The sequence below is a fragment of the Sporocytophaga myxococcoides genome (assembly GCF_000775915.1).
GTDB lineage: Bacteria > Bacteroidota > Bacteroidia > Cytophagales > Cytophagaceae > Sporocytophaga > Sporocytophaga myxococcoides_A.
Genome location: NZ_BBLT01000004.1, coordinates 401,848 through 425,612, shown reverse-complemented (window position 1 = coordinate 425,612; position 23,765 = coordinate 401,848). Strand labels below are relative to the sequence as shown.

Here is a 23,765-nt window from a genome sequence, read left to right as displayed (position 1 = left end):
ATGGGTTGAAATATGGATGGGATTACTCTTTATTCAAAAATAATTTTCTGGATTGGCCTGTTTGTAGTATTCTATACATATATGGGATATGGTATTGTTATGTTTTTCTTTGTAAAAGTTAAGAGGTTATTTAAAGGTAGAAGAAAGACAGGTGATGTTGATTATCAGCCAGAAGTAAGTTTTGTTGTACCTTGTTATAACGAAGCTGAGGTTATAGAATCTAAAATAAAAAATTCTATTGAACTGGATTATCCTAAAGATAAACTGAAAATAATATTTATAACCGACGGATCTAATGATGGCACTCCGGAAATAGTAAAACACTATGAAAGTATACTTCTTCTGCATGAAGATCAAAGAGGTGGCAAATCTGCTGCTGAAAACAGAGCTATGAAGCATGTTACTTCTCCTATAGTAATATTCTCAGATGCAAATACTATTTTGCCTAAGCAGACAATTAAAGAAATTGTAAAGCATTATGCTGATCCACTTACAGGTGCAGTAAGTGGAGAAAAGAGAATAATGTCAAAGGAGGCAGAAAATGCCTCCAGCGCTGGAGAAGGAGTTTACTGGAAATATGAGTCTTTTCTTAAACGTATGGATTCGGAAATGTCAACTATCGTAGGAGCAGCTGGTGAATTGTTCTCTTTCAGAAAGGAATTGTTCACTGATCTGGAAACTGATACTATACTGGATGATTTTATGCTTTCTATGAGAATAGCTGAAAAGGGCTACAGAGTTGTTTACGAACCTAATGCCTATGCATTAGAAACGGCATCTGCATCAGTCAGGGAGGAACTTAAGAGAAAAGTAAGGATTTGTGCAGGCGGGTGGCAGTCTATGAGTAGACTTGTATCAGCAATGAATCCATTTAAGGATTTCTGGCTGGCATTTCAGTTTATATCCCATAGAGTGCTAAGATGGAGCATTACACCTGTATTACTGCTTCTGATGCTTCCGGCAAACGGCCTGTTGTTTTTCGAGCATTATATATATCAAATAATATTTTCGGCACAGGTGCTATTTTATATTTCTGCAATGATCGGATGGTATCTTGCCAATAGAGAGTTGAGAGTAAAATTGTTGTTTATCCCGTATTATTTCTTTATAATGAATTATGCGGTATTTGCTGGGTTTATAAGGTTTGTGAAAGGGGATCAGTCAGCAGCCTGGGAAAGATCTAAAAGGGGGGCTGTAATTTCATGATTATATAAATATTTAATGCTCCAATGACAGCCTTTAATCGCAGTAAAGGCTGTTTTTTATTTAAGTTTTTCAAGACGGACATCAAATTGATTACTTATAGAACCCTGCTTTTTAAATCTTACTCTTAAATTTAAAATTATAGAGAAAAGCGTAATTCATTTTGGCTCTCCCTTTCTTCAGGAAATACAGAATTGAAGTGCATCAATATATTTTTGTAAACACCGGGCAATATTATAAGTTTTCATAATAATCATTATTCCTGGATGCTTCTTTAGGGAAGATTGATGTTATGGATTTTTTATCTATGCAATACCTTCAGGTTTTAACCTAAAAATGATTTGATTTTGAAAATATAATATAAGCTAATTTGAATTTGAAAACTGTGGTTCAAACTTCCATTTAGGATATGAAATTTAAAGTCTGCTGTTTGCTTATTGGTCTTCCTTTGGCATCTCTTGCGCAGACGATCATTCCCGCTATTGCATCTTATAAGTTCTCAGGTTTGACGTCCTATTATCATCCCGGATTTCTTAATGATAACGGTCCTCAGTTTGAAATTTATTTTCCTCTCAATGGTTATGCCGGAATTGGTAATGATTTCATAAAGCTCAATAAATTGGTTTCTGCATTGGATGGTGAACAGAATGTTCAAAACGACATTCTTGATCATCCTGAAAATTTCAAGAATTCAAACAGAATCCGTATGAATGGGACAGCATTTACTATTTTAGCTTATTATGTTCCTGACAGACTGCGTGGCAATTGGGCTTTTAATGCAGGAATTGCAGAACGGGCAGAGGCAGGAGTGGTATTTCCCGGAGACCTTATGAGGCTTGTTCTTGAAACAGATAAAGCTTTTGCCGGTCAGAGTAAAAGAATTAGTAATATTGACCTCAATGGTATTTATTACAGGGAGTTTTTTATTGGTGGAACACGGAAAATTTTTAAAAGAAAAAACTTTTCGATTTCCACAGGTGGGAGGGTGAAGTTTCTTTGGGGAATAGCATCTGTCTTAACTAAAAATGCTTCTGTAGATTTTTATATGGATAAAAGCGCAAAGTATATAGATGTTAATTCAAATTTTGATCTCTATACTTCTAATATCTTAAATAGTTCATTAAATCCATTGAATAGTAATGGTATAGGTATGGCTTTTGATGGGGGTGTTTCTTTTAATTTAAAAGATTATACGGCATCTCTTTCTGTGGTAGACCTTGGAGGTATAAAATTCAATAAATCTCTTGAACATCTGCAGCATAGTTCATCCATTCATTTTGAAGGTTTCAATCCAGATGAAGGTTTTAAAGGGATTAAAGACGATACCATATTTAATGACTTGACAGTAAATAGAACTCCGGACCGTTATAAACATTTTTTAAATCCAAGATTGAATATTCTCTTTTCCTGGAGAAGCAAAGAGGATGATAAAATTTTGTTTAACCGAACACTTGTACAATATAGCAAACACAGGGCTTATATTTCTTTGTCAGGTCTTTTGAATGAATTCAGGATTAATGAATTGTCAAATCAGTTGTCGATTGGTTATACTTACAACTGGAAAGATTTTTTTGAGATAGGCCCTGGTTTTTTTGCGGGAGGAAATGCAAGAATTGGATTAGGATGCATGGCTTCTATTAAATACAGATGTTTTACTATAGGTGCTGCAACTTCAAACTTATTTCCTTTAGTTACCAAATTGGGAAAGGGAACAGATATTTCAATCAGTTCTCTGTTTTTCTTTTGAGTTTTATTATTTTTTTTACTCAAATTCTAGCATTCGAATTGCTTTAAAAATTTCATGGAAAATTGTAATTGTTTGTAATTCAGATTTTTTGAATTATATGTTTATAGTCGAATTTAATAAGGAAGTAATCTGAATCAAGGGTTCTTCAATGGAAAAATAATCTTCCATAAGCGAACTAATACTTAAAAATTACCTTTTTAATATTATTCTGTAAGATTTCAATCTAAAACCTGTCAGGAAATTGACGGAATCTTTATAGATTTGCCCTCTCATTGGAATAATATTATGCAATTAAGTGAACAGGAACTAATTAGAAGAGAAGAAAGGGAAACTTTGATGAAAATGGGGATAAATCCTTATCCATCAGAGACTTTTCATGTAAATGTATCAGCAAAAGACATCCATCAGCATTACGAACAGCGAAAGACCGATTATAAGAATGTTTCCATTGCAGGAAGGATCATGAGCAGAAGGATCATGGGAAATGCGTCTTTTGTAGAGCTTCAGGATAGTTCCGGCAGAATTCAGTTATATGTAAGAAGAGATGATCTTTGTCCTGAAGAGGATAAAACATATTACAATACATTCTTTAAAAAGCTTCTGGGTATAGGAGATTTCATCGGTGTTACAGGATATGTATTTACCACCCAGACCGGAGAAATTTCTATTCATGTTACCAGCCTTACATTGCTTACGAAAGCCTTAAAACCTCTTCCTATCGTAAAAGAAGCGGAAGATGAGCAAGGTAATAAAAAAGTATTTGATGCATTTTCAGATCCTGAGCAGAGATACCGTCAGAGATATGTGGATCTTATCGTAAATCCGGATGTAAAGGATACTTTTATTAAGAGAACTGCTCTTGTAAATACGATGAGAGATTACCTTAATAACAAAGGTTATCTTGAAGTCGAAACACCAATTCTGCAACCTCTTTATGGAGGTGCAGCAGCTAGGCCGTTTAAGACGCATCATAATACTCTTGATATGACTCTTTACCTTAGAATCGCAAATGAGCTATACCTGAAAAGGCTTATCGTTGGCGGTTTCGATGGTGTTTATGAATTTTCAAAAGATTTCAGAAACGAAGGCATGTCTCGTTTCCACAATCCTGAGTTTACCCAGATAGAGTTGTATGTTGCTTATAAAGACTATAACTGGATGGCTGACCTGGTAGAGGAAATGGTTGAGAAAATTGCTTTGAAACTTCATGGTACTACTGAGGTGAAGGTTGGTAACAACGTGATCAGCTTCCAGAGACCTTGGAAACGTTTTACTATGTTTGAAGCAATCAAGCATTTCACAGGTATCACTATTGATAACATGGATGAGGATGAACTTAGAAATGTTGCGAAAAGCCTTAACATAGATGTGGATGATTCAATGGGCAAAGGAAAGCTGATAGATGAGATATTCGGAGCGAAGTGCGAACCGAATCTGATCCAGCCTACATTTATCATGGATTACCCCGTAGAAATGTCACCACTGGCAAAAAGACACAGAACGAAAGAAGGTCTGGTAGAACGTTTTGAAGCTATCTGTAATGGAAAAGAAATCTGCAACTCATTCTCGGAATTAAATGATCCTGTGGATCAGAGAGCCAGATTTGAAGAGCAGCTGGAGTTAGGGAAAAGAGGAGATACAGAGGCTATGGTTCTTGATGAGGACTTCTTAAGATCTCTTGAATATGGTATGCCTCCAACAGCAGGTCTTGGTATTGGTATAGATCGTCTTGCAATGATCATGACCAATTCAAATTCTATTCAGGATGTTATCTTCTTCCCTCAGATGAAACCTGAAAAGCAGATGCAGCAGGCATCTGATGCTGAATATCTTGCCAGAGGAATTCAGAAAGAATGGATTCCATTGATGCAGAAAGCCGGAATAAATAACATTGAACAATTAAAATCCGCAAACGCCAATAAGTTGTTCAATGACCTTTGCGGAATGAGAAAAAAAATGAAGCTTGAAATCAAAGCTCCAACAATCGATGAGGTAAAATCCTGGATCGAAGCATAATTGCAAAATTATATTTATTAAAAGTGTAAGTATCGAAAGGTGCTTACACTTTATGTTTTTAATAGAACAGAGATTCCGAATAATTCCTAAAACCTCCATAAACATAATGAAATTACTTACTCCCGAACACTGGAAAAGCTATGAACTGATAGACTCGGGAAATTATAAAAAACTGGAGAAGTTCGGTGAATTCATTCTTTCCCGACCAGAACCTCAGGCTGTTTGGGATCCTTCCATGAGGGAAGATGAATGGAACAAATTGAACAATGCTGCTTTCGTTAAGAAAAAAGAAGAAGGCAATAAAAACTTTGATAGTGAAAGAGGAGAGTGGGTGCTGAAGAAAGGAATGAAAGAGCAATGGTTAATGCCATATTCTTACAAAGGAATGGAGTTGAAGTTCAGACTGGGTCTTTCAAGCTTTAAGCATGTTGGAATTTTTCCTGAACAGGCATCTAATTGGGATTATATTTATGATACTGTAAAAGCTATGTCAGGAAAGCCAAAAGTCCTGAATCTTTTTGCTTATACCGGAGGAGCTTCTATTGCAGCGAAAGCTGCCGGAGCAGATGTAACGCATGTTGATTCTGTAAAGCAGGTGATTACCTGGTCAAGAGAAAATATGGAAGCATCTCAACTGGCTGATATTCGTTGGGTTGTAGAGGATGCAATGAAGTTTGTACAAAGAGAAGTGAAAAGGGGAAATAAATATCAGGGCATTATTCTTGACCCACCTGCTTATGGAAGAGGCCCTACAGGAGAGAAGTGGATTATCGAGGAACATCTGAATCAAATGTTAAAGTACTGCGCAGATCTGCTGGATAATGAGAATTATTTCTTTATCATCAATCTTTATTCAATAGGATTTTCGGCGCTTATCCTTGAGACATTTACCAAACAACTTTTTGGCGATAGAAAAAATCTGGAAATAGGGGAGTTATTCCTTCAGGATGGGTTTAAAAAGAAATTGCCTTTAGGAGTATTCTCAAGATTTAGCTCTGTAAAAGGTTAATCCGGCTTTATAGATGCCATTGCTTCAGGCATTGGCATCTAATATTCTTTATTTTTTATAATTTTATTACTACATTTTTTCCTGCATTTTACCCACCTGTTCTTAAGCCTTAATTTTTCCCTTTTAAATCCTCTTAAAATATAATTGAATAACTATTGTTCTTCGAGCTCAGTTGAATAAATAAACATGCAATGACATCAGTATAGCTGTCTTTGCCAAAAGATAGACGCGTATGAGAAGTTGGACGAAATTAATGATGGCTCTGGTTCTATCCTTCACAGGAGTGAATCATTTTATATATGCAGGTCTTCAGGCCCCTGCTCCAAAAGACACAAATATTGTTGTTCCGGAGCGGATGAATTTCACCTTGGCGGCAGAGAGATCAAGGCCTGCTGTGGTTTTTATTCAGACATATTCAAATTCACCTCAAGGTTCTGCTTCTCTTGAAAATCCACTTCAGGATTTATTGGAAGAATTATATGGTGGTCAGGCAGAAACTCCTCAGGGAGATCAAAGTAAGGATAAGGAGCAGAAACCACAGGAGTATCCTATTGCATCAGCATCAGGGGTTATTATTTCAGGGGAAGGCTATATTGTGAGTAATAATCACGTGATTGAAGGTGCAGATAGAATTGAAATTGTACTGAATGATAAAAGAAGTTATAATGCAAAGGTAATAGGCATAGATCCCGAAACAGATTTGAGTCTTCTGAAAATTGAAAGCGGTGAAGTGACTCCTATAATTTATGGAAATTCAGACATTATAAAAATAGGGGAATGGGTACTGGCAGTTGGAAATCCATTTAACCTGACTTCAACCGTAACCGCGGGAATAGTAAGTGCCAAAGGCCGTAACGTAGGTGTGCTGGCAGAACAAAGCAATATGGCAATCGAATCATTCATTCAGACAGATGCTGTTGTAAACGTCGGAAACAGTGGTGGTGCCTTAGTCAATATAAAGGGTGAGCTGATAGGCATCAACACAGCTATTGCCAGTCCGACAGGTTCATATGCCGGATATTCATTTGCAGTACCCTCAAATATTGTTTTTAAGGTAGTAGAAGATCTGAAAAAATATGGTCAGGTTCAAAGGGCAATTCTGGGCGTTACGATTCAGGACCTGGATGCAGCTTTAGTAAAAGCTAAAAAAATTCCTGATTTCCACGGGGTCTATGTAGATTCTGTTGTAAAAGGAAGTTCTGCAGCCGAAGCAGGAATTCAAAAGGGAGATATAATTAAAATGATTGAAGGTCATATTGTAGACTCTCCTGCTGAGCTCCAGGAGATAGTCGCCATTCACAGACCAGGGGATAAGATCAAATTGTCTTATTCTCGAGATGGTAAAGTGCGTGAGACAGAAGCGCTTCTTAAAAACAGTACTGGAGGAACCAAGCTTAGCAAAAAAGATCCTAATGAAATGGGAGGGCTTGTGGGTGCTCAGATGAGGGACCTTTCAAAAGAAGAAGCAAAAAAATTTAAGGTTAAAGGTGGTGTGAAAATTGAAAAAGTATTACCGGGAAAGTTTAAAAGTGCCGGTATGGCCGACGGATTCATCATCACTCATATTGATAAAATCCCAGTGAAATCTATTGAAGATGCAACTAAGATCATTAATAAGAATAAACAAAATGGTGTGCTGGTACAGGGTATTTACCCAAATGGTGAAAAAGCATTTTATGCCATAGCTTTCTAAATTAAATAAGTTGTTTTAAGGGGAGAAATAAGCAGTCAGGAGTTGTACTCTTTACTGCTTATTTAATTTTAATTCAAAAATTTAGAAATACGATTTAGTTCGTTTTATGATTTTAAATTAATGAAAATTAGGTAGTTTATGGGGTGATTGAAATTAAGTTCTTTATATGTTTATTAAGTGAATGAACATTCATTTATATTTGCCAACTAGTATCAGAAATGAGAGCTAGAGACGAAAATAAGGAAATAGCAATCAGGCAGAAGGCTGTCGAGATGATTGTGAAGGAAGGGCTGGACGGGCTCAGTATGCAAAAGCTAGCCAGAGCTGCTGGTGTATCTCCTGCTACAATTTACATTTACTACAAAGATAGAGAAGACCTGATCATCCAACTTGCTTTGTATGCCAGTGAAAAGCTAACCTGTACAAGTCTTGAAAATTTCGACCCGGAAATGAGTTTTGAAGAGGGGATGAAATTACAGTGGAGAAACAGAGCCAGATTTTTTACAGAAAATCCAACAGAAATGCTTTTTGTGGAACAGATCAAACATTCCCAGTATTATGAGCGCTTTGTGGAAGCTAATAAAGAGCATTTCAGAGATGTAATGAGAAAATTTACACGGAATGCCATTAAAAACAATGAATTAATTGAATTACCTTTTGAAGCTTATTGGTCTGTGGCATTCGGCCCTTTATATCAATTAATCAAATTTCACTCTCAAGGTCATAGCTATGCCAATAAAGAATTTCACCTGACCGATGAGTTGATGATGCAGACGCTCCAGTTAGTTCTAAAAGCTTTAAAGCCATAATTTTTTACTGTTGGCAAAATGAAAAGTTTATTTTAAATAAGATCACTATGGAAACAAATACTACAGTGCTGGTCTTCAAGACTAATATCAATTATAAGAAAGACCTGAAGCTGATCGAACCTCTCTTCAGTAATGTAACAGAAATTTCTACATGGAGTGTAGATCTGGAAGATCATGATAAAGTACTTAGACTGGAATCTTCTACAATTGATATAAAAACAATAATTAAGATAATTAACGAAGCGGGCTTCTTTTGCGAGGAGCTTTTGGATTAAATAAAAAAATGACAACTACAATTCATAAGGAAAAACTCTTCACAGGATATCAGGTCTTCATGATTGCTATGCTGGCGATTCTGCAGTTTACAGTTATTCTTGATTTTATGGTTTTATCTCCACTTGGAGTAATACTGTTAAAAGAACTTAATATGAAAACATCTCAGTTTGGTCTGGTTGTTTCCGGTTATGCTATTAGCGCAGGTATTGCAGGAATCATGGCTGCTGGTTTTGCAGATAAATATGACAGAAAAAAAATGCTGATGTTTTTTTATATCGGCTTTATCGTGGGTACTGTTTTTTGTGCTTTGGCTACAGACTTTCTTTCACTGCTCATTGCTCGCATCGTCACTGGATTATTCGGCGGGGTTTTATCATCAATAGGCTTTGCGATTATCACAGACTTATTTAAAATGGAAGTAAGAGGGAGAGTAATGGGATTTGTGCAAATGGCATTTTCAGTAAGTCAGGTATTAGGTATACCTGTCGGTCTTTATCTGGCCAACCATCTGAACTGGCATGCTCCTTTCTGGATGATTGCAGGACTGGGCGTTATAATTGGTGTAATTCTTTTTACATATATGAAACCTGTTAATGAGCACCTGAAAATCAAATCAGACCGAAATGCATTATACCTTCTTGCAAAAACTTTTTCCAATATCCCTTATCTGAAAGCCTTTGCATCAACTACATTGCTGGCAACAGGAGGCTTTATGATTATGCCTTTTGCCAGTGCTTTTACTACTAATAATCTTGGGATTTCGCAGGAAGATCTTCCGATACTTTACGGTGTTACCGGGATATTTTCAATGATTGCAGGTCCTTTTATCGGAAAATACAGCGATGTATTAGGTAAGTTTAATATTTTCTTTATTGGAACAGTATTAAGCATTGTTACCCTATTGATCTATTGTCATCTTGGCGTTACACCTTTGTGGTTATTAATTGTTATAAATATCTTTATGTTTTTCGGAATTACTGCCCGCATCATATCTTCTTCCGCACTGATGACAGGAATTCCGAATCCTGATGACAGAGGTGCCTTTATGAGCATCAATTCTGCAGTACAGCAAATTTCAGGGGGAATAGGATCTGGTATTGCCGGACTCATAGTTGTTCAGACTTCTGTAGGAAAAATTCTTCACTACGATATACTTGGTTATGTAGTTACTGTAGCAATGATTATTGCTTTGGTTGCAATCTATTATGTCAATAAACAAGTAGAAGAAAAACAAAAGAATGTATTGAAATCAACAGGAAACCAACAAAAGATAGCTGTAGGATAGTTTATTTACTTATATCAATAGGATTCTTTCCATGTCGGCTATTTGCCTTACTCAAAATAATTTTAAATAAACATATTTATCTCTACTTTGTCACAACTAAGTTATTAGTTTTCTGCGATTTTTATTCAATGGTTTTGATACTTTGTTTAAGAGATCTTGCAGTGATAAAACCTTTTGAGGTAATAGTTTAATAATACTTTTGCAAAGTATGGGAGTAGTAGGTTGCATTCCTTCATTTCTATAGAGTTGTTTTTCTATTTGGACAAATAATAAAGCCAAGGATGTCATAGCCATGTGTCTATGCCACCCTTTATAACCTCTTATTTGATATTCATTCATCCCCAATTGCTGTTTGGCTTCCTGAAAAGATCTTTCTATAAAATATCTTTGAGCCTGCATGAAGGCAAGCCTTTCCAATGATTCATTTATTGCATTAGTTATAGTATACCTGATGGTTCCGTCCTCATCTTTACGGATTAATAATATAACATTCATTACAGATCCATCAGCTTTCTTTACAATATTTGCGGGGCAGGAGAAAAACTTAGCTTTTACATTTTTTCCATTATTGTTCTTTCTCAATATAATTTCTCTGTAATCGGTTTCCTTGATTTGACTGGCAATTTTATTAACAACTATCGACCGACCTTTAATTATTTTTCTGGTTGATTTTCTTCCCCTCTTTCCAATACTGTTAACAGGTTGTAAAACTTTTGGGAGCTTTAAATATACTGCATGGTGATTAGGAATATCGGCCACAAATGTGATAGAGAGATCCTGTAAAGAAAAAAGTAAACTAGAGTCTCTTCCGTAAAAACTATCAAAACAAACCCACTTAAATGGAATTTTAAAAACTGTTTTTACTCTGATTATAATTTCCAGAGCTATTTCTATTTTAGTCTTATAGGTTTTATCTATAGCAGGTATGTCTGTTTCTTTTATATCGATCCACTTTTGCGGTAAAAAGAGAACAGCCAAAATAAGACAGTATAGATTTCTGCAGATGAGACTAGCAAATACTCCAACTTGGCAATTGGCTAGTTTTCCGAGCTGTCCGCAATACTGATGTGAAACACCCACAGACTTGTTACCTTTTTTAGGAAAACTACTTTCATCAATTGCTAAGCATAAATCATTCTTCCAGCTTGAAGGAAGTATGCTTGTATATTTAGAGGCTATTAAAGAAAAAAGTTGATTATAATCCCAGGGACTATTAGAAATAAAATGATTTAAAGATTGTTCATTGCAGGAAACTTTCTCACTTATACTTTGACAGTTTCTTTTTTCAGAGAGAAAAAGGCCATTAAAATATTGATCACAAATCTGATCTGAAGAACTATTGTAAAGGGTGAATACTGACTTAAAACATTCTACAAAGGCCGTTAGCCGGCCTTCAAGGCCTTGCGCAAATGTAGTTTTCTTGTCATATTTGCTATTATCTTTTAAAAAGCGAGGGGTGGTTTTTCTTGTCAATTAAAAACCCTTCGCTTATTTTTTTTTATAAAGATATTATAACTTATTGAATATCTATATTTTTATTGTGACAAAGTAGAGTTATTTATATGAAATTGTTAAATATAATTATTGCGTTTGTTATGCTCACAAACCTTGCCTTTGCTCAGGGCAAAGATGTTATTTATTCCGATGGCTCTGCTTCTTTAAAAGGATATTATGCAAAGGCACAGGGTTCGAAAGGAAAAGTTCCTGGTGTGGTTATAATCCATGCGTGGATGGGACTTGATGATCATGCAAAACATTCTGCTGATAAGTTGAGCAAGTTGGGGTATAATGCCCTTGCTGCCGATATTTATGGTGAAAACTCAAGACCAAAAGACAGACAGGAAGCCGCGAAAATGTCTTCATATTATAAAAATAATCCTGCTATTTATCAATCCAGAATCAAAGCCGCACTCCAACAACTGATACAATTGGGTGCAGATCCTGATAAGATTGTTGTAATGGGATATTGCTTTGGAGGCACAGGGGCTCTGGAAGCAGCAAGGGGAGAGCTTCCGGTAGCAGGAGTAGTTTCTTTTCACGGTGGACTTGGAAAAGATACATCTCGTGCGAATGCATTAATTAAGCCTAAAGTACTTGTGTTACATGGTGCTGATGATCCTTATGTCCCAGAAAGTGAAATTAAAAACTTTCAAAAAGAAATGCGTGATGGTAAAGCAGACTGGCAGATGGTTTACTATGGAAATGCTGTCCATGCTTTTACTGAAGAACGAGCAGGTAACGACAACTCCAAGGGCGCAGCCTATAATGAAAAAGCTGCTAAGCGTTCCTGGGAAGCTTTGATCGTCTTCTTAAAAGAGGTTTTCGGAGCTTGAAAAAAGAGACTCTAATTTTTTTCATTGATGCCATCCCTTCTTGTGATGGCATCAGTTTTTTAAAACAACTTCTCATTATTCTTATGCCTGTCTTTATCTCTGATACTTTTCTTTGCCATACTTTTATTCAGAGCTTCAGTCAGATCTACTCCTGTCTGATTTGCGAGGCATATCAGTACGAACAGAACATCAGCGAATTCGTCTCCAAGATCTTTGCCATCTTCACCTTTTTTAAATGATTGTTCTCCATATCTTCTTGCCATGATCCTTGCAACTTCTCCAACCTCTTCCATTAAGATAGCGGTATTAGTCAATTCATTGAAGTAGCGGACTCCGGTAGTTTTAATCCACTGGTCAACAGCTTCCTGAGCTTCTTTGATAGTCATTTAATTTTTATTTTTTGTGTCAATAATAATAGTTACAGGTCCGTCATTTAAGAGTTGTACCTGCATATCCGCACCAAATTCACCTGTAAAAACCTTTTTCCCGAGTTCAACTTCACTAAGTTTTACAAATTGTTCATACATGGGAATTGCTTGATCAGGTCTTGCAGCATCAATAAAGGAAGGTCTGTTGCCTTTTTTAGTACTCGCATGTAAGGTAAACTGACTCACAACCAGCAGATCTCCATTGATATCTTTCAAAGACAAATTCATTTTGCCTTCATTGTCAGAAAAAATTCTCAGGTTAATTATTTTTTTAGTAAGCCATTCTGAATCTTCCTGTGTATCTTCATGTGCAATACCTAAAAGAACCAGAAGTCCCTGGACGATACTGGATTTTAGTGTGTTGTCAATTGTAACGGAAGCCTGTTTAACTCTTTGAATAACAGCAATCATTAATAAATTTTTCTAATTGAAATAAAAGTATAAATTTTGTAAAAAAATAATGCAAATGCTTTCCAAAAGCAAATCGGAAATAATCAATAATATTAAAGAAATTATTAGCGAAAAAAGAAATGCTTTAATTGCTGCAGGAATTTCTATTATAGGAATATTTCTCATCTTTATTGCTTTCAGATTTTATAAAAGTGAAAAGAATACAGTATATGAATTGTTATCTCCTTCATCAGTAGTATTAATGGAATCTGAAGATCTTACAGAAGTAATGAAGGAATGCAGGTCTTCTTCTTCCATGTTTTCCTCGGTTCCGTTTCTTGAGTTTCTATACACGCATTTAAATGAAGATCCACTTCTGGACAGCCTTATCAATTTTTCGGATAAACAAAAGGTGTACATATCTTTGAATGCTGCTGGTAAAAGTGATGTAGATCTTATTTACTATTTGAAAAGAGATAAAGAAAAAGCTCATGCCGATTTTGAAAAACTTGTCAAACAGGACGCTTCTTTAACGCTAGATCACCGGCTCTTCAATGATATCATGATTTACGATTTAGGTAGAAGGGGAGAGAGGAAAAAATTTTCGTTTATATTTTATAAAGAGTATTTTATTGGAAGTTTTTCCGGATTCCTTCTCGAAGATGTTATCAGAAATTTTGAACGGAATAAAGACCTCAACTGGACTAAGGCTAATGATTTTGATGGGATTAAAACTTCAACAAAAATATTTATAAATCATAAGAACCTGCCTGGATATTTATCACTCTATTGCACACCCAAATATGTTAAAGGTCTTAAAGGACTGGAAAGTTTTGCATCTTACTCAGGCGTCACCTGGGAAAAAGAAGGATCTGGATTGATTTTGAACGGTAAGACTGTAGCAGAGGAAAAACAGTTTCTATATACTTTTAGAAATCAAACTCCTGTTAAGTTTTCGATGGGATCTGTAATTCCTGAAAATGCTTCAACTATTTTCAGATTAAGCGTTTCCGATTTTTCCTCCTGGTTTGCTGAATATGATAAAATCAACGAAGAAATATCATTGAATGGAGGTAGCTTCCAACAATTAAATAAAACTGTTCAGCTTATTAAAGATGAAGTAGCTTGGGTGATTGTTGAGCCTGAATTTTCAGATAGAATATTTCAGTATGCCATCATAAAAACTTCTGATGCTAACAATTTTATGACGGCCTTCAGAAGCATTGCTGATTCTTCTACTTCTGTTACTTCTGCCAATCCGAACAGGAAGATTTATGCCGTACATAAAAAGGATATTCTTACTCATTTATTCGGTCCGGTATTTTCAGATTTTAAAGAATATTTCATTACAAGCCATGGCAATTTTGTTGTGATTGGAAACCAGCTGGCTGCATTGGAAACTTACCTGCAGCAGGTTCAAAACGGATACGTTCTGAAAAAGACACCAGGAATAAAGTTTTTTACAGAACCTTCGAATGTATCACTCTATATAAATCCAGCCCGTTCTGAATTCCTTGCGGGTAAATGCATCCGTGATACACAGATAAAAAACAATTGGACTAGATCCTCAGCTTCTCTTTCCTATACTGGTATAAGCTTTTCTATAGGCTCTGATGGAAAGTTTTCATTCAGGTATATTATTCAAAAGGGCAAAGCAGGCGCAACAGAAACTCCTAAGTCGCTTGCTGTCAATAAAACTATACAGTTCAATACGGGACTTATTTCGGAGGCTTATCCATTAAGAGTAATATCAGGACTGGAGGAGCATTTTCTGGTTCAGGATTCACTATTTAATACCCATCTGTTTTCCAGGTTTGGTACTTTGTTATGGAGCGCTAAAGTAGAGGGAAAATTAAGTACGGAACCGGTTTGGGGAAATATTGACAAGAAAGGAAAAGATGAAATAGTTTTTGCAGTAAGAAATAAAATTTATGCCATCAATAGTGCTAATGGTCAAGTTATAAAAGGGTTTCCACTAGCTATTGCAGGTAAAGTACATATTACTTCCCTTGCTTTGATTGATTATGATGGGAGCAAAAATTACAGAATTTTTGCGGGTGACGATTCTGGTAGTATTTATGCTTTGGATACTCAGGGAAAACTACTTGATGGATGGAAGCCTAAAAAAATTGATTATAGTTTAGTCGGCAGACCATATCATGTACGTGTAGCTGATAAGGATTACATCATAGCCTTGTCAAGGAAGGGGAAGTTGCATGTGTTCAATAGAAAAGGGCAGCTTATTGATGGTTTCCCTATAAAGCTGGAGCATGCAACAACAAGTCCGTTTTTTATCGAAAAGAGTTCTTCAGCAAGTAATAGTTATATCTCGATCCTGTCAGAAAAAGGAGAGTTGGTTAAAGTAGATTTTACGGGCAAAATAGCAAAGAGAACTCAGCTTTTTCGGTTAAGTCCTGAAAGCAAATTTTCCCTTTATCCAGATGATAGAATTAAGTCGTATACTATTGTGAGGAAAGATAAAGATCGTCTGGATTTTCTTGATATGTCTCTCAGTCCATTATTTACTCAGACAAATTTTCCCTTGGATAAGTATGATATAAAATATATCCATTCAATAGCGGCTAATATTTCTTACTGGCTTGTAATCGATCTTACAAATCGCAGAAGCATTTTGTTTACTCCAAATGGAAAATTTCTAGGCGAGGGATGGATTAAAAGTCAGGAAAAGCCTACCGCAGTTTATCTGGAAAAATATAATGAGGGAAGTTTAGTTAAAGTGAATAAAAAAAGTATTGAGATAGTCCGAATAAGATAACCTTTCGGGATTATTTCTGTAAATTTAATATACCAATCTATATAAATATACATGGCATTAAGAACAATAATTATTCTGGCATTAACTTTTGTTTCCCTGAATATTTCTGCTCAGAGCAGACCTAAAGAAGGTTTGGCTCCCAAAGCAAATATTTACCTTGTTGAGGGAGATTCGGAAAACCTGATTACATATTTGAAAAAGAACAAAGAAAACAAGATTAAAGTAAAGCTTGAAGGAGGAATAGAAAATGTAAAACACACTATGTACGTTACTTCCAAGCATGCTTCTATAAAACCGGATCTTGAAGTTGAAAACCAATACATAATCGTACCAAAGGAAGAAAACGTTGAAATCATTGTAGATATTAAGACAGAAGAAGATTACAATCAGATACAGATGGTTGATAAAAATGGTAAGCAGAAAAAGGAGATCGTGAAGAAGTTGACACCAAAGACCTATATGGTTGGTTATGAAAAGGTAAAAGTGAATTAAGCTTTAAGCAGTAGAGACGCTATGCCTGGCGTCTCATTTTCCGCCACAAATGATTTTTAAATTTTTCAGGGAGTGAGGATAAAAACTTGTAAGTGAATGTTAAAAGTCAAATGGTATCAAAGATATATCAGCATTGGTGTGAGCCTATGTTTTTATTTTAGTTATTATATTTTTTTTATTTAGTCAATGGAAAATAGTTGGAATCCTGAAAGGGAGCGTGTTAAACAATACAGAGAAAGTATCGGATGGAAAAAGTGGGGACCATATTTAACAGAAAGGCAATGGGGTACTGTAAGAGAGGATTATAGTGCTTCCGGAAGTGCCTGGGAATTTGTCTCTCATGATATGGCCAGAAGCAGAGCCTATAGGTGGGGAGAAGAAGGTATTGCAGGAATTTCAGATAATAAATCATTACTTTGTTTTGCTCTTGCTCTCTGGAATGGTAAAGATCCCATACTGAAAGAGAGACTATATGGCCTCTCAGGAAACGAAGGAAATCATGGAGAAGATTGTAAAGAGTTATATTATTACCTTGATAATACGCCCTCTCATTCTTACATGAAAATGCTCTACAAGTATCCTCAAAGGGCATTCCCTTATTCTAAAATAGTTGAAGAAAATGGAAAACGGACAAAGGCAGATCCGGAATATGAAATTCTGGAAACCGGAGTTTTCGATGATGATCGCTACTACGATGTTTTTATTGAATATGCAAAGGCTGACAAGGAAGATATTTTAGTTAAGATCAGTATTACCAACAGGGGGGCTGATCATTGCAGGCTTACAGTTTTACCTACAATATGGCTGAGAAATACTTGGTCCTGGGATAGTAAAAGTTTTAAGCCTTCCATGCAAGCCGTTTCTAATGATGAAATCAGTATAAATTACAGACGCGATAAAACCTTTCATTTGTATGCAGAGAATCATAGAAGATTCCTCTTCTGTGACAATGAGACCAACTACAAAAGACTATACAATTTTGCCAACTCTACGACTTATTGTAAAGATGGTATTAATGATTATATAGTTGAAGGTAAGAACGAAACTGTAAATTTTAAAGATGGGACGAAAGCTTCAGCGTTTTATGAACTTGATTTTGCTCCTGGAGAAACAAAAGTGATCAAGCTTAGACTTTCGGATAAGCCACATCATGGAGCGTTTGATGAGTTTGATGATATATTCGGATTGAGACTGAATGAAGCTGATGCCTTTTATAAGGATTTGCAGAAAAACGTTTTAGACCCGGAGTTGAGAATGATTCAGAGGCAATCCTATGCAGGAATGTTATGGAGTAAACAGTTTTATTACTTTAATGTAAATCAATGGCTGGAAGGAGATCCGGGGCAGCCAGCACCTCCTGAAGAAAGGAAGTATAAAAGAAATAGTCAATGGAGACACCTTAGTAATTCCAATATAATCTCAATGCCCGATAAATGGGAATACCCTTGGTATGCCGCTTGGGATCTGGCATTTCATTGTGTACCTCTTGCTCGGTTAGATCCTAATTTTGCAAAGAGACAACTGGTCGTGCTGCTGAGAGAATATTACATGCATCCCAATGGACAGATTCCCGCATATGAATGGAACTTCAGTGATGTTAATCCTCCAGTACATGCATGGGCAGCACATAAAGTTTATCAGATAGATAAAGAGTTTACCGGGAAAGGGGATTATGATTTTCTCGAAAAAGTCCTTCATAAACTCCTGCTTAATTTTACATGGTGGGTAAATCAAAAAGACATTAGCGGTAACAATATATTTGAAGGAGGCTTTTTGGGCCTCGATAATATTGGTGTATTTGACAGAAGTCAGAAACTGCCTACCGGGGGATATCTTGAGCAGGCTGATGGTACAAGTTGGATGGCTATGTATTCATTAAACCTTCTTAAAATCAGCACTGAACTGGCTATGGTGAAACCAGTTTATCAGGATTTGGCTACAAAATTTTTCGAACACTTTCTCTATATCGCCGGTGCCATTACCAATATTGCAGGACAAGGTATCAGTCTTTGGGACAATGAAGAAGAGTTCTTTTATGATGTGCTTCACAAGCCGGAAGGAGAAAGTATACCAATGAAAATCAGGTCAATGGTAGGTCTGATTCCAATGTTTGCTGTGGAAACTATAGAGCCGGAAATGGTCTCTGATCTTCCCGATTTTAAACGGAGACTGGAATGGGTGCTGGAAAATCGGCCGGATCTTTCTGTTTTAATATCCAGATGGTATGAAGCAGGGAAAGGTGAAACAAGACTGCTTTCATTGCTTAGAGGAGCAAGGCTTAAAAACTTATTGCAGAGAGCATTAGACGAAAAGGAATTTTTATCTGATTATGGTATCCGAGCTTTATCTAAATACCATAAGGATAAGCCTTATGAAATAAAGGTCAATGATAATTTATTCTCTGTGAGTTATCTTCCCGGAGAATCTGACTCAAAACTTTTTGGAGGAAACTCTAACTGGCGAGGACCAATATGGTTTCCTGTTAATTTCCTCCTGATTGAATCACTGAATAAGTTTTATCATTATTTCGGAGATGATTATAAAGTAGAATATCCGGTAAACTCAGGGAATCTTTTAAGTCTTAATGAAATTGCCCATCATCTGGGAGATCGTCTCATTAAGTTGTTTACAATGAATGCAGAAGGTAAAAGACCTGTATTTGGCAATGTCGACAAGTTAAACAAAGACCCTAATTTTAAAGACTATATTCTTTTTTACGAATATTTCCACGGTGATTCGGGCAAAGGCCTTGGAGCTTCTCATCAGACCGGCTGGACCGGGCTTGTAAGTGAACTGATATCTCAGAAATATGAATTCATGAATCGGAAGAAAGGTTAGATCTCAAAATGAACTTGTCCGGAAAGGAATCACAGGATTCTTAATCTCCGGACAAGTCATCTTTTGTACTCTGTATTAACCTCTTTAATTCAAAAAACCTGAGGGCAACGGAAATGTTTAAATGCAAACAATTTGCCGGTATTTAAATTTAGTCCGACCAGGATTTCTATGATAAACACCTGTATAGGTAAAACAGGTTTTCTATAAAGTTTCATGTGAAAGTAGTTCTCGATCATTTTTAATCGAAAAACTCCTCTGTTTTTTAAATTTGACAAAACTTGTACTATAGGGATATTTTTTATTGTTTTTTATATGTAACATATTTAGCTTCACATAACTGAATCAAATCTGATATTGTGTTTTTTCCTAAACGGAGTCATATGAAAGTACTTGAAAGAGTATTTTTTTGTCGAATCAGATAAACAATAATTGCTTTTATAGTTTTAAATCTTGAAATTTTACAAAAAAAGATTAAAAACTTTCAATTTCATGAAGCACTTCTCCTTCATTAGAAATATCGCTTTTCTAATATTATTTTTTTGCTGGCAGAATAGCTTTGCTCAAATTCCTGCAGGGTCACCCGTTGCTTTAAATGGCAAACTAAAGGTGGTCGGATCTCAATTGACTAATGAGTGTGGAAATCCGGTTCAACTTAAAGGGTTCAGTTCGCATGGTATGCAATGGTTTCCTAATTGTATGAAAACTTCTGCACTAGACGAGCTTGCCAACAACTGGGGAATAGATATCTTCCGTCTGGCAATGTATGTGCGGGAAGAGGGTTATATAACAGACCCTTCATACTGGAAAACATATATTGACACTTGGGTAGATGAATGTGAGAAAAGAGGTATCTATTGTATGATTGACTGGCACGTACTTACTCCTGGAGATCCGAATGCTAATCTTAACGAAGCCAAAGATTTCTGGGCCTATATGGCAACCAAACATGGTGGAAAAAAACATGTATTGTTTGAAATCTGTAATGAACCCAATGGAGTCAGCTGGTCTACAGTGAAGACATATGCAAATGCCGTCATTCCTGTAATCAGAGCTATTGATCCAAGTACAATTATAATTGTAGGTACACCAAACTGGAGTCAGGATGTTGACATTGCAGCCAATGATCCTTTAAACTATAATAACCTGATGTATTCTCTACATTTTTATAGTGGTACACACGGAGCATCTTTAAGACAAAAAGGAGATGCTGCGATAGCAAAGGGTAAAGCACTTTTTGTAACTGAATGTGGTTCTTCTGATGCAAGTGGTAACGGTGGTCCTTACCTTTCTGAATTTGATAACTGGATCAGTTGGATGAATTCAAAGAAAATAAGCTGGATCAACTGGAGTTATTGTGATAAAGCGGAAGCTTCTGCAGCTCTTAAGCCTGGTGCCTGTGATGCGGATGCCTGGAATGACCTTTCCACATCAGGGGCTTATATGAAAACTAAATTATCAGTTGCTGATAATTTTATTTCCTGTGTTGTAAATTCTGCTCCAACTGTTTCTATTACTGGACCTGCAAACAATGCTGCTTTTTTTGCCGGTGCAAGCATAACACTCACTGCCAATGCCGCAGATGCAGATGGGAAAATCAGTAAAGTGGAATATTATAACGGTAACACATTATTGGGGGCCTCAACTACCTCTCCTTATACTTATATCTGGACAGGAGTAGCAGCAGGAACACATACCATCACAGCTAAGGCTACTGATAACAGCGGGGCTACTACTACCTCAACAGCAGTCACTGTTGTTGTAACGGCAAACAAAGTTCCAACAGTTTCAATTACAGCTCCTGCCAACAATGCAACTTTTGAAGGAGGTACAAATATAACACTTACTGCTAGTGCTACAGATGCTGATGGCACAATCAGTAAAGTGGAATTTTATAATGGAACCACATTGTTAGGATCAGTAACTAATTCTCCTTATACATACACCTGGCCAGCAGTTGCTGCCGGAACTTATACTATCACTGCAAAGGCGACTGATGATAAAGGAGGTATTGGTACCTCAGCTTCTGTAAAGATTGTTGTCACAGTTCCTCAAACACCATATGGTGGTAAAGCTTGGCCTATTCCGGGAAGAATCGAAGCTGAAAATTACGATCTGGGAGGAAGTGGCCTTGGATATTTTGATTCTGATGAAGGGAACAGGGGGGAGGCTTTCAGAAAAGACGATGTTGATATTGAAGTGTCAACTGATGTAGGCGGAGGGTATAATATTGGCTGGACAGTCAAAGGTGAATGGCTGGAGTATACTGTGGATGTATCGGAGGCTGGGAAATATGATTTTAAAGTAAGAGTGGCCGCTATTGCTACGGGTAAAACCATGCATATTGAAATGAATGGGGTTAATGTTACGGGGGGGATTAAAGTTCCCAATACAGGTGATTTCCAGGTATGGCAGACAGTTATCATTCCTGCCGTCTCCTTAATGGCTGGAAATCAAATCATGAGGATTGTTTTCGATTCGGATGAGATAAACCTTAATTATGTCGATGTAGCTGCTGGTAATAAAGCTCCAATAGTGAGTATTACAGCTCCTGCAAATAATACTGCTTATGTTGCAGCAGCATCATTTACAATCACTGCAAATGCAGCTGATTCAGATGGTAATATTACCAAGGTTGAGTTTTACAATGGGAGTACTTTATTAGGAAGCGATGCAACATCTCCATATTCTTTCAATTGGAATAATGTTGCTGCAGGTACTTATTTGATTACTGCAAAAGCAACAGACAATAATGGAGCATCAACCGAAAGTACTCCCATTACTGTAGTTGTGAACGCCAATAAACTTCCATCTGTTGCATTGACGACCCCTGCCAATAACACGGTTCTTCAGGCTCCGGCTTCAAATGTTTTGTTGACAGCTTTTGCCACTGATACTGATGGATCTGTAGTTAAAGTCGAGTTTTATAATGGAGCCACATTGCTTGGAAGTGTTAATACTTCACCTTATACTTATACTATATCAAGTCTTACAGCAGGCACTTATACTTTAATGGCTAAAGTTACAGATGATAAAGGCGGAGTTTCTACCTCTTCAGCTATAACCCTTGTTGTGAACCAAAGTCCTCTGGTTTCAATTGCATCTCCTCTTAACAATGCATCCTTTGTAGCTCCCGGGGATATTACCATTACCGCAGAAGCTTCAGATGCAGATGGATTGATTTCAAAAGTAGAATTTTATAATGGAAGTACTTTGCTTGGGTCTGATTTAACAGCTCCATATAGTTTTACCTGGACTTCTGTACCTGCCGGAAAATACAATATTACAGTTAAAGCTACTGATAATAATGGTGGAGTAGCAATTTCTTCTTCTGTTTTGTTGATTGTAAACCAGGCACCTTCGGTTACAATAATATCACCAGCAAACAATGCGGCATTTGTAGTGCCTGCTTCGGTTGCAATAGATGTTGATGCAACAGATTCAGATGGATCAGTTATAAAAGTGGAATTTTATTCTGGAGAAGTACTGATAGGGACAGATCTTGCAGCTCCATTTAGCTATACAATGTCAGAACTACCTGTCGGTACTTATTTCATTACTGCCAAAGCAACAGATGATAAAGGAGAAACGACAACTAGTTCAGCTGTATCATTTACAGTGAATGAAAATCAGCCTCCTGTTGTTGTGGTCAATGCTCCTTTAAACAACAGTACAGTTAAAATCGGCTCATCTGTTAGTTTTGACATTTCTGTAAGTGATCCTGATGGAAGTGTTAAAAAGGTTGAATACTACAATGGAACAGTTTTAATAGGAACTTCAACTACTGCTCCGTTTAATATTAACTGGACTTTACCAGTAGCTGGTTCTTATAGTATTACTATTAAGGTTACTGATAACCATGGTGGAGTGACAGTTTCATCTCCCTTGCTATTGACTGCTGTGACAAATCAACCACCTAAAGTAAGAATCACATCTCCAAAAAATAACGATATATTTTTATCTTCAAAAGAGATAATTTTAACAGCAGACGCTTCAGATGCAGATGGAAAGGTATCAAAAGTTGAATTTTACATTGGTAGTTCACTCTTAGGAACTGCTGTTAATGCTCCATATGAATTTACATGGTTCGATCCTGGAGATGGCATATATACCATTATTGCAGTTGCATCGGACGACAATGGAGCAAAGATGCCGTCAGTTCCTGTTACAATTAATGTTGCTCCGGTTGTATCCGGAATTCAATCTGGATCAACATTGTCACAGTTGAAATTATATCCTAATCCTAGTAATGCTGACTTCAAATTTGTAGTAAATGAAGACATCGAAAGTTATTCGGTTATTAATCTTCTGGGTGAAGAGATTTCTTCAGAGGGAAGAGTCTCCGGCGGACAGGAAATGAATCTGGGAGGAGATCTTGAGCAGGGGGCTTATGTTTTAAAAGTAAATTATGCTTCTGGTAAAAAAGAGTCTGTAAGGATGATTAAAATAAAATAAAGTTATATGCCCCATTAA

At 36.5% G+C, this 23,765-nt stretch carries 16 protein-coding genes; 13 read left to right on the top strand and 3 right to left on the bottom strand.

Features of this window, described 5'->3' with window-relative positions; genetic code table 11:
• Nucleotides 1–12: 12 nt before the first annotated feature.
• The 8 genes from MYP_RS11985 (at nt 13) to MYP_RS11950 (ending at nt 10,038) form a co-directional block, all read left to right on the top strand.
• Entirely contained in the window at nt 13–1,206 is a 1,194-nt protein-coding gene (locus MYP_RS11985; RefSeq protein ID WP_045463485.1) for a glycosyltransferase family 2 protein, read from the top strand.
• A 406-nt stretch (nt 1,207–1,612) separates the two neighbouring features.
• Nucleotides 1,613–2,950: a DUF5723 family protein gene (locus tag MYP_RS11980; RefSeq protein ID WP_045463483.1), complete on the top strand. Its 1,338-nt coding sequence runs from the start codon at nt 1,613–1,615 to the stop codon at nt 2,948–2,950.
• 285 nt (nt 2,951–3,235) lie between these two features.
• The gene (gene lysS / locus MYP_RS11975; protein ID WP_045463480.1) at nt 3,236–4,966 is read left to right on the top strand and encodes a lysine--tRNA ligase; all 1,731 of its coding nucleotides are present in this window, start codon (nt 3,236–3,238) and stop codon (nt 4,964–4,966) included.
• A 106-nt stretch (nt 4,967–5,072) separates the two neighbouring features.
• Nucleotides 5,073–5,975 (top strand): class I SAM-dependent methyltransferase, encoded by a 903-nt coding sequence (locus tag MYP_RS11970; RefSeq protein ID WP_045463950.1) that lies wholly within the window; start codon nt 5,073–5,075, stop codon nt 5,973–5,975.
• Between the two features lie 232 nt (nt 5,976–6,207).
• Nucleotides 6,208–7,668 (top strand): trypsin-like peptidase domain-containing protein, encoded by a 1,461-nt coding sequence (locus tag MYP_RS11965; RefSeq protein WP_052430131.1) that lies wholly within the window; start codon nt 6,208–6,210, stop codon nt 7,666–7,668.
• Nucleotides 7,669–7,886: 218 nt separating this feature from the next.
• Entirely contained in the window at nt 7,887–8,477 is a 591-nt protein-coding gene (locus tag MYP_RS11960; RefSeq protein ID WP_045463478.1) for a TetR/AcrR family transcriptional regulator, read from the top strand.
• A gap of 47 nt (nt 8,478–8,524) precedes the next feature.
• Nucleotides 8,525–8,752 carry a hypothetical protein gene (locus MYP_RS11955; protein WP_045463475.1) on the top strand — a complete coding sequence of 76 codons (228 nt, stop codon included), beginning with the start codon at nt 8,525–8,527 and terminating at the stop codon, nt 8,750–8,752.
• A gap of 8 nt (nt 8,753–8,760) precedes the next feature.
• A complete protein-coding gene (locus MYP_RS11950; RefSeq protein ID WP_045463472.1) occupies nt 8,761–10,038 on the top strand; it encodes an MFS transporter in 1,278 nt (425 codons plus the stop codon).
• Between the two features lie 96 nt (nt 10,039–10,134).
• On the opposite strand, the gene MYP_RS11945 is transcribed toward MYP_RS11950, so the two are convergent.
• Nucleotides 10,135–11,511 carry an IS701 family transposase gene (locus tag MYP_RS11945; RefSeq protein ID WP_045463469.1) on the bottom strand — a complete coding sequence of 459 codons (1,377 nt, stop codon included), beginning with the start codon at nt 11,509–11,511 and terminating at the stop codon, nt 10,135–10,137.
• A 122-nt stretch (nt 11,512–11,633) separates the two neighbouring features.
• Here MYP_RS11945 and MYP_RS11940 point away from each other — a divergent pair, with 122 nt between their 5' ends.
• Nucleotides 11,634–12,371 carry a dienelactone hydrolase family protein gene (locus tag MYP_RS11940; protein WP_197060067.1) on the top strand — a complete coding sequence of 246 codons (738 nt, stop codon included), beginning with the start codon at nt 11,634–11,636 and terminating at the stop codon, nt 12,369–12,371.
• A gap of 59 nt (nt 12,372–12,430) precedes the next feature.
• On the opposite strand, the gene MYP_RS11935 is transcribed toward MYP_RS11940, so the two are convergent.
• Together MYP_RS11935 and dtd are read right to left on the bottom strand one after the other, a co-directional pair.
• Nucleotides 12,431–12,757: a nucleotide pyrophosphohydrolase gene (locus MYP_RS11935; RefSeq protein WP_045463463.1), complete on the bottom strand. Its 327-nt coding sequence runs from the start codon at nt 12,755–12,757 to the stop codon at nt 12,431–12,433.
• Nucleotides 12,758–13,210, bottom strand: a complete 453-nt coding sequence (gene dtd, locus MYP_RS11930; RefSeq protein ID WP_045463460.1) for a D-aminoacyl-tRNA deacylase — start codon at nt 13,208–13,210, stop codon at nt 12,758–12,760.
• Nucleotides 13,211–13,265: 55 nt separating this feature from the next.
• On the opposite strand from dtd, the gene MYP_RS11925 reads away from it, so the two are divergent.
• The 4 genes from MYP_RS11925 (at nt 13,266) to MYP_RS25010 (ending at nt 23,747) form a co-directional block, all read left to right on the top strand.
• Nucleotides 13,266–15,965 (top strand): PQQ-binding-like beta-propeller repeat protein, encoded by a 2,700-nt coding sequence (locus MYP_RS11925; protein ID WP_045463457.1) that lies wholly within the window; start codon nt 13,266–13,268, stop codon nt 15,963–15,965.
• Nucleotides 15,966–16,016: 51 nt separating this feature from the next.
• Nucleotides 16,017–16,457, top strand: coding sequence for a hypothetical protein (locus tag MYP_RS11920; protein ID WP_045463454.1), 441 nt, complete (start codon nt 16,017–16,019; stop codon nt 16,455–16,457).
• Nucleotides 16,458–16,643: 186 nt separating this feature from the next.
• Nucleotides 16,644–19,295, top strand: coding sequence for an MGH1-like glycoside hydrolase domain-containing protein (locus MYP_RS11915; RefSeq protein WP_045463451.1), 2,652 nt, complete (start codon nt 16,644–16,646; stop codon nt 19,293–19,295).
• Between the two features lie 489 nt (nt 19,296–19,784).
• A complete protein-coding gene (locus tag MYP_RS25010; protein WP_052430130.1) occupies nt 19,785–23,747 on the top strand; it encodes an Ig-like domain-containing protein in 3,963 nt (1,320 codons plus the stop codon).
• The last annotated feature ends 18 nt before the right edge of the window (nt 23,748–23,765 follow it).

Excerpts from the sequence above, each read along its gene's own strand:
- MYP_RS11985 (WP_045463485.1), top strand. The coding sequence starts at position 13 with ATGGATGGGATTACTCTTTATTCAAAAATAATTTTCTGGATTGGCCTG.
- MYP_RS11980 (WP_045463483.1), top strand. The coding sequence starts at position 1,613 with ATGAAATTTAAAGTCTGCTGTTTGCTTATTGGTCTTCCTTTGGCATCT.
- lysS (WP_045463480.1), top strand. The coding sequence starts at position 3,236 with ATGCAATTAAGTGAACAGGAACTAATTAGAAGAGAAGAAAGGGAAACT.
- MYP_RS11970 (WP_045463950.1), top strand. The coding sequence starts at position 5,073 with ATGAAATTACTTACTCCCGAACACTGGAAAAGCTATGAACTGATAGAC.
- MYP_RS11965 (WP_052430131.1), top strand. The coding sequence starts at position 6,208 with ATGAGAAGTTGGACGAAATTAATGATGGCTCTGGTTCTATCCTTCACA.
- MYP_RS11960 (WP_045463478.1), top strand. The coding sequence starts at position 7,887 with ATGAGAGCTAGAGACGAAAATAAGGAAATAGCAATCAGGCAGAAGGCT.
- MYP_RS11955 (WP_045463475.1), top strand. The coding sequence starts at position 8,525 with ATGGAAACAAATACTACAGTGCTGGTCTTCAAGACTAATATCAATTAT.
- MYP_RS11950 (WP_045463472.1), top strand. The coding sequence starts at position 8,761 with ATGACAACTACAATTCATAAGGAAAAACTCTTCACAGGATATCAGGTC.
- MYP_RS11940 (WP_197060067.1), top strand. The coding sequence starts at position 11,634 with ATGCTCACAAACCTTGCCTTTGCTCAGGGCAAAGATGTTATTTATTCC.
- MYP_RS11935 (WP_045463463.1), bottom strand. The coding sequence starts at position 12,757 with ATGACTATCAAAGAAGCTCAGGAAGCTGTTGACCAGTGGATTAAAACT.
- dtd (WP_045463460.1), bottom strand. The coding sequence starts at position 13,210 with ATGATTGCTGTTATTCAAAGAGTTAAACAGGCTTCCGTTACAATTGAC.
- MYP_RS11925 (WP_045463457.1), top strand. The coding sequence starts at position 13,266 with ATGCTTTCCAAAAGCAAATCGGAAATAATCAATAATATTAAAGAAATT.
- MYP_RS11920 (WP_045463454.1), top strand. The coding sequence starts at position 16,017 with ATGGCATTAAGAACAATAATTATTCTGGCATTAACTTTTGTTTCCCTG.
- MYP_RS11915 (WP_045463451.1), top strand. The coding sequence starts at position 16,644 with ATGGAAAATAGTTGGAATCCTGAAAGGGAGCGTGTTAAACAATACAGA.
- MYP_RS25010 (WP_052430130.1), top strand. The coding sequence starts at position 19,785 with ATGAAGCACTTCTCCTTCATTAGAAATATCGCTTTTCTAATATTATTT.